This is a genomic window from Flavobacterium sp. (assembly GCF_035760125.1).
GTDB lineage: Bacteria > Bacteroidota > Bacteroidia > Flavobacteriales > Flavobacteriaceae > Flavobacterium.
On the sequence record NZ_DASTTN010000260.1, the window covers coordinates 1 to 6,144 of the forward strand.

A 6,144-nucleotide genomic window follows, 5' to 3' on the forward strand; every position below is an offset into this window, starting at 1 on the left:
AAAATCCCACGTCATTTATTTTTAAATTCAAGTTTTGAAGATTATGCTTATCAAGATAAGGCTTTTCCTATTGCTGCGGGTCAGACTATATCCCAACCTTATACTGTTGCTTTTCAAACCCAGTTATTAGAAGTAAAAAAAGGACATAAAGTTTTGGAAATTGGTACCGGTTCTGGGTATCAAACGGCTGTTTTATGTTTGATGGGGGCACAAGTTTTTAGTATAGAAAGGCAGAATGAGTTGTTCAAACAAACATCTGCTTTATTGCCTAAACTTGGAATACGTCCTAAGCATCTTTCTTTTGGAGATGGATATAAAGGTTTGCCAAATCACGCGCCATTTGATAGTATTATTGTGACAGCAGGTGCTCCAATAATTCCGCAAGCTTTGATGGCTCAGCTCAAAATAGGAGGAAGGCTTGTGATTCCGTTAGGGGAGGATATCCAAATTATGACGCTGTTAATACGCGTCAATGAAACGCAATTTGAAAAACATGAATTTGGAGAGTTTCGTTTTGTTCCTTTATTAGAAGATAAAAATTAAATTTTTCCGATCTTAATAAATTTTACAATAAACCATTCACGCTGTGAATGGTTTATTTTTTTATATGTTAAATTGTTTATTTATAGTGTTTTAATTATATAACGCATAAAAGAAAAGGAATCTCTTCTTACAATTGATCTTTTACTAAAATATATCGATTTCGTTAATATTGGCGAAACTGATTATTATCATATTTTTGATAAAATTGGTATTTTACCTTTGTTTAAGCAAGTATTAGTCAGTAAAATACTTGTAATACAAGAATTGTTTAATAAATTAAAAAAAGGTATGAACGAAGAAAGAGAAATTAGCAAAGGACCAATTCCAATAGATAAAGAGGTGTCTTGGGATAAAACGCAGACAATTATGAGTAAAACGGATTTGTACGGTACTATTGAGTATGCTAATGAAGTTTTTGTGGATGTTTGTGGTTATGAGGATTATGAGTTAATGGCCAAACCCCATAATATTATTAGACATCCAGATATGCCTAAGATTATTTTCAAGGTGCTTTGGGATAACATTCAAAAAGGAAATCAGTTTCACGGAATTGTGAAAAATTTAGCGAAGTCGGGTAGATATTATTGGGTAATTACCAATTTTGAATATTCAAGAGATGAAAGCGGAAATATTGTTAATTATATAGCCAGAAGAAAAGCAGTTCCGCAAGACGTAATCACAAAATACATTGAACCTTTGTATAAAAAGCTATCGCAGATTGAAGAAGTCAGCGGTATTAATGCCAGCGAGAAATACTTGATTGGTTTTTTAGAAGAGCAAAGACTTAGTTATGTTGATTATATTACTAAGCTAATGGTTGAAAATGAAAAAGTTCAGCAAATTCAGCAAGTACCTCAAGCAGTCATTGTTGGAGAAATTGAGGATGAGGATGAAGAAAGCAGAGGTTTTTTTGGTAGATTTTTCGGTAGATAAATAACTATACTCAATAAAAAAAAGCAACACTTAAATTTTTAGTGTTGCTTTTTAGTTTAAATCCTTTTAGGGAAATAAATATATTTTATTTTGATTTTGGAGCCATATAACCATCAGCCCTCATTTGTTTCACACAGGCTTCCATGATTTCATCAACAGTAGTGTTTACATCAGATACATCAAGTGATTTTGTAGTAGCACTCCAAACAAGTTTATTGTTTTTCAAGTCAAAAATATTGGTTTCGATGTAGTAATAAGTGTTTTCTTGGTAGTATCCTGGAGAATAGTAAGCCGGAGCATATGCACCGTACCATCCACCAAATCCTGCACCGTAACCCATACCGTAACCACCTACATAGCCATATCCCATGCCAGGATATCCCATACCGCTATAGTAGTTTGTTGTTCCGGGAACATACTGTGTTTCTTTATCCGCTTTAATGAAACGCATAGTAATAGCTCCGTCAAACCCTTCTGATTGTACAATACTTATTTTTTGTTCCTGAGTAAGATTTAAATTTTGTTGGTTCAAATAATTGTAGGAAGGATTTAGAATTTTCGGGTTTATGGAAGCAATCCTGTTTTCAGTTGATCTTCTAGTACTTTCATCTTTTGCTAATGCAACAATTAATACTTTTTGGAAATTTTCTTTGGCAAGCGTTGCATTTGGGTCTCTCCAACTGGATACAATTGATGTATTACTTCCTCAACTAGCTAAGCATACACAGATTAAAGTGATAAATAATTTTTTCATAGTTGTTTGTTTTTTAGTTATAATGTAAGTAAAAGTAATTATAATTTGAAAATAAAAACGATGAAATGAAATAAAATTTTGACAGGATTTGCTTTAATAATCCTTTTTTATTCTGTCCAGATCTCTTTTAGTGTCCTGTTCCTTAAGTGATTCCCTTTTGTCGTATGTTTTTTTACCTCTGCAAAGCCCAATTTGTAGTTTCGCCAAACCCTTTTCATTGGTAAACAATTTTAGCGGAACAATTGTAAGACCTTTGGCTTGTACACTTCGAGCCAGTCCTTTTAATTCTCTTTTGTTCAAAAGCAATTTGCGCTCACTACGCGCCTTATGGTTAAATTGATTCCCAAAAGTGTATTCTTCAATGTAAGTATTGATTGCAAAAAGTTCATTTCCGCTAAATTCGCAGAAACTTTCTGTAATATTCGCTTTTCCTAAACGAATGGATTTGATTTCGGTTCCAGCCAAAACAATTCCAGCGGTATAGGTTTCAAGGATTTCATAATCGAAACGAGCTCTTTTATTGAGTATGTTGACGGTTTTTTGCATAGTTGGGCAAATTTAGGAACTAATTAATGAAAGACCAATTGTTTTTAGGAAAATGCTATAAATTTGCATCATGGAAAAGCAACAGTCAAAAGATCCGCTTCATGGAGTCACACTCCAAAAAATAGTGGAAACATTAGTGGAATATTATGGATTTGACACCTTAGGAGAATTGGTTAAAATTAAATCGTTCAATAAAAACCCAAGTGTAAAATCAAGTCTCACCTTTTTACGAAAAACCGATTGGGCCAGAAAACAAGTCGAAGAGCTGTATCTAAAAACTATTCCGAAAATACAATCCAAATGATTAGGAGCTTAATCCTGCTATCCGTTTCAATCTTTTACTTTTAAAAGAAAAGTAAAAGGATTTCCACTTCTATCAGGGCTAGGGCATTGGTTTTCATAAGAAGATTGAGAAATTATTTTTTACCTATTATCTGAAATCCATTAGCAATGTTTCCATTCATTGTTTTTACAATTAGAGGGTTTTCTAGTAAAGTTTCAAAATCTTTCGTCAATATTTTAATCCATTCTTTCGTGTGATGGCGAAACGTTGCTCCTTCTGGAAGTTTGAAAACACCAAAATTGTTTTCGTCTCCATTTAAATATTCATATCGCTCAACTTCAACTGATTTTTCTTGAATATAGTAATCGCTTATATAGATTATGCCTCCTTTTTTAAGTTTGGACAACAGTAAATTCATTAAACTATTCTGTCCTTCATTGGAAGGTATGCAAGTCAAAACAGCAAAAAGAATAATGCAATCAACAGAATTGTCTTCAAGTCTCAGATCAGTTGGATTTTCAATATGGTAAAGGGAAAGATTATTTTCTGATATTCCCCTCGCAATTAATTCTTTGGAAGTGTCAAATCCTAAAACATTTTCAAACCCTAAATCTGTCAATTCTTTTACTATTCTTCCGTATCCACACCCAAAGTCAACAATTATACTTTGTTTGTTTAAAAATTGATTTATTAATTCAGTGTCTATTGGATGTGTGAAAGTTTTGATTTCAGCAACTTCGTTCCAATATTCTTTTTGGTTGTCTAAATCCATTTTGACTGTGGTTGTTTTTTGATATGCTATTTTAAAGACACATTTCCATAATTGGCATAAACCTATTTTTTATTGAAGTTTCGAACTCTCCAATTTTTTTGAATCCAATTTTTAGATAAAATTTTTCAGTATTTGGCTCAGAATCTAGAGTTATCTTTTCAAATTTTTCGTTTTTCATTCGGTTTAAAAAATCGTCCATCAAATATTTCCCAAACCCTTTTCCAATATATTCTGGCAAAATAAATAAGTTGTCAAGAATTACATTCTTTGCCTCTTTTATGATATAAGAATAATAACCAACTATTTTATTGTCATTTAACAATATGAAGACACAATTGGTTTCAATATAATCTTTGGAAATGGTTAGGTTATTATTCCATTTTAAAATTTGTTCTTCGGAATATCCCCAATAGGCTTTTGACTTTTTTGTTATTTCTGTCAAAATTTCATTGTCATTTATATTTGCTTTTTTGATTATCATTTTTTTTTAATTGAAGCAATTATAGATTAACCGACATTAAAATTATTTATTCAAAAGTGAATAGATCATTGAATCAAGAAAACGACCTTCGTAGTATTCATTTTCCAATAAATGAGCCTCTTTTATAAAGCCATTTTTTAGTAAAACCTTTTCGGAACCTATATTTTCAGGATCTAAAATAGCTTCTATGGAATGCAGTTGCATTTCTTTAAATCCATATTCTATAACCTTTTGTAATGCTTCCGATACGATTCCTTTTCCATTGTGTTTTGGGAATATCATGTAGCCCACTTCGGCTCTGTAATGTTCAGGTTTCATTCGGTAATAACCAATAATTCCAATGAGTTTTTCAGGTTCGTCAAGAAAATAAATACCCCAGTTGATACCAATACCGTTTTCTATTTTATCATCAAACATGGCAATAAGTTCCAAGGCATCTTCTTTGCTCTTGAGATAAGGTCTCGGAATGTATTTCATGACTTCGTCATTCGAACGCAAAGACAAAATATCATTCGCATCATTTGCACCTACTTGTCGTAATAGTAAACGTTGGGTTTTTAATATGGGGAATGGTAAAAAATTAATTTCTAGCATAACGTTCAATTGTTATTAGTTTAGAGAATTTCAATACTGAAAGCAGAATGAAAAGTGGCGTTTGCTTCCAATATCTGAATGCCTTCCTTTTCAAAAAGATTTCCAAATTTATCCACAGTGTCGGAATAGCCAAACCAAGGCTCTATACATATAAAAGGCGCATTTGACGGAGTCCAGATTCCTAAATCCGGAAAATCGGAATAGCTTACTTTCAAAAACGGTTTGGATTTTTCCAAAATGGTTATCGATTTGGAATCTATTTTTTTGAAAACCAAAGCGTCATTTGCAAAAAGGTCATAATTCAAATGCAATTCATTTTTGTCCAAATGTAATTCATCTGTAGTATCCGAAATCAAACCATCTTTCAATAAATAATAGTTTAAAGTTTCCTTTTTCTCGAAAGCCAAACTGTAATTTTCAAAATCCCCAGGTAAATCAAATGCTGGATGTGCTCCAATCGAAAATGGCATTTTTGATTCCCCATTATTGAACACTTTATACTCTATTATTAAAGATTTATTTTCCAAAGTATAAATTAAGTGTAAATCAAAATCAAATGGGTATCTCTCTTTGGTTTCTGGAGATGTAACTAATGAAAAAGTAGCGCTATTTTCTTGTTTGTCAATTAATTCAAATTCCATTTCACGAGCAAAACCGTGTCGGGATAATTGATATTGAATATTGTCATGTTGGTATGAATTGTCTTTTAGGGTACCTACAATTGGAAATAAAACAGGAGAGTGCTTTCCCCAAAAGGCTGGATTTCCACTCCAAATATATTCTTTGTTGAAATTGTCTTTTAAGGAACATAATTCGGCTCCAGTATGTTTTATTTGAGCAGTTAAATAGGAGTTGGATATAGTTGTGGTCACAATAATAGTTGTTTTTTGTTGTTAAAATTAGTGTTGTAAAGATATTTTATAATTCTTGTTTTAAGAAAGAAAATTGAGATTATATTTGGAGCATAAAATCAATCAAATTCTTAATTTTAAGCTGAAATCTGATTTTTTTTCCATTAATTTGCTTTAGAAACACAAATTTTATGAAATAAGCATAAAGAAAATGGTTTCAAATATCGTTGCTGACATGCTAATTATATATTACCCCCAATAAAAATCAATTAAAATTTACCTTATGAAAAACAATTGTATTAGAGTCTTGTTTCAACTGACTTTATTAATTGTGTTTAGTACTTCATGGAGTCAAGATGCTCCTGCAACTAGCACATCTACTACCAA

At 31.7% G+C, this 6,144-nt stretch carries 9 protein-coding genes; 3 read left to right on the plus strand and 6 right to left on the minus strand.

All coding sequences use genetic code 11. The features are described from left to right. Together VFS71_RS09455 and VFS71_RS09460 are read left to right on the plus strand one after the other, a co-directional pair. On the plus strand, positions 1-543 hold a 543-nt coding region (locus VFS71_RS09455; RefSeq protein WP_326400914.1), incomplete at its 5' end, for a protein-L-isoaspartate(D-aspartate) O-methyltransferase. Positions 544-831: 288 nt separating this feature from the next. Next, positions 832-1,476, plus strand: a complete 645-nt coding sequence (locus tag VFS71_RS09460) for a PAS domain-containing protein (RefSeq protein WP_326400916.1) — start codon at positions 832-834, stop codon at positions 1,474-1,476. 85 nt (positions 1,477-1,561) lie between these two features. Here VFS71_RS09460 and VFS71_RS09465 read toward each other — a convergent pair whose 3' ends face one another. Together VFS71_RS09465 and smpB are read right to left on the minus strand one after the other, a co-directional pair. Beyond that, a complete protein-coding gene (locus VFS71_RS09465; RefSeq protein ID WP_326400918.1) occupies positions 1,562-2,008 on the minus strand; it encodes a hypothetical protein in 447 nt (148 codons plus the stop codon). 315 nt (positions 2,009-2,323) lie between these two features. After that, the gene (smpB, locus tag VFS71_RS09470; RefSeq protein WP_326400920.1) at positions 2,324-2,776 is read right to left on the minus strand and encodes an SsrA-binding protein SmpB; all 453 of its coding nucleotides are present in this window, start codon (positions 2,774-2,776) and stop codon (positions 2,324-2,326) included. Between the two features lie 70 nt (positions 2,777-2,846). Here smpB and VFS71_RS09475 point away from each other — a divergent pair, with 70 nt between their 5' ends. Beyond that, positions 2,847-3,080: a VF530 family protein gene (locus VFS71_RS09475; protein WP_326400922.1), complete on the plus strand. Its 234-nt coding sequence runs from the start codon at positions 2,847-2,849 to the stop codon at positions 3,078-3,080. Between the two features lie 112 nt (positions 3,081-3,192). On the opposite strand, the gene VFS71_RS09480 is transcribed toward VFS71_RS09475, so the two are convergent. The 4 genes from VFS71_RS09480 to VFS71_RS09495 are packed head-to-tail and all read right to left on the minus strand — an operon-like array spanning position 3,193 to position 5,778. Further along, on the minus strand, positions 3,193-3,831 hold the full coding sequence (locus tag VFS71_RS09480) for a class I SAM-dependent methyltransferase (RefSeq protein ID WP_326400924.1): 639 nt from the start codon (positions 3,829-3,831) through the stop codon (positions 3,193-3,195). 31 nt (positions 3,832-3,862) lie between these two features. After that, complete coding sequence (locus VFS71_RS09485; protein ID WP_326400926.1) at positions 3,863-4,312, minus strand: GNAT family N-acetyltransferase; 450 nt, start codon at positions 4,310-4,312, stop codon at positions 3,863-3,865. A gap of 42 nt (positions 4,313-4,354) precedes the next feature. Next, positions 4,355-4,906, minus strand: coding sequence for a GNAT family N-acetyltransferase (locus VFS71_RS09490; protein ID WP_326400928.1), 552 nt, complete (start codon positions 4,904-4,906; stop codon positions 4,355-4,357). Between the two features lie 20 nt (positions 4,907-4,926). Next, a complete protein-coding gene (locus VFS71_RS09495) occupies positions 4,927-5,778 on the minus strand; it encodes an aldose 1-epimerase family protein (RefSeq protein WP_326400930.1) in 852 nt (283 codons plus the stop codon). Between the last annotated feature and the right edge of the window lie 366 nt (positions 5,779-6,144).

Bases quoted from the DNA above. Each gene is read 5' to 3' on its own strand.
- VFS71_RS09460 (WP_326400916.1), top strand. From the start codon at position 832: ATGAACGAAGAAAGAGAAATTAGCAAAGGACCAATTCCAATAGATAAA.
- smpB (WP_326400920.1), bottom strand. From the start codon at position 2,776: ATGCAAAAAACCGTCAACATACTCAATAAAAGAGCTCGTTTCGATTAT.
- VFS71_RS09475 (WP_326400922.1), top strand. From the start codon at position 2,847: ATGGAAAAGCAACAGTCAAAAGATCCGCTTCATGGAGTCACACTCCAA.
- VFS71_RS09480 (WP_326400924.1), bottom strand. From the start codon at position 3,831: ATGGATTTAGACAACCAAAAAGAATATTGGAACGAAGTTGCTGAAATC.
- VFS71_RS09485 (WP_326400926.1), bottom strand. From the start codon at position 4,312: ATGATAATCAAAAAAGCAAATATAAATGACAATGAAATTTTGACAGAA.
- VFS71_RS09490 (WP_326400928.1), bottom strand. From the start codon at position 4,906: ATGCTAGAAATTAATTTTTTACCATTCCCCATATTAAAAACCCAACGT.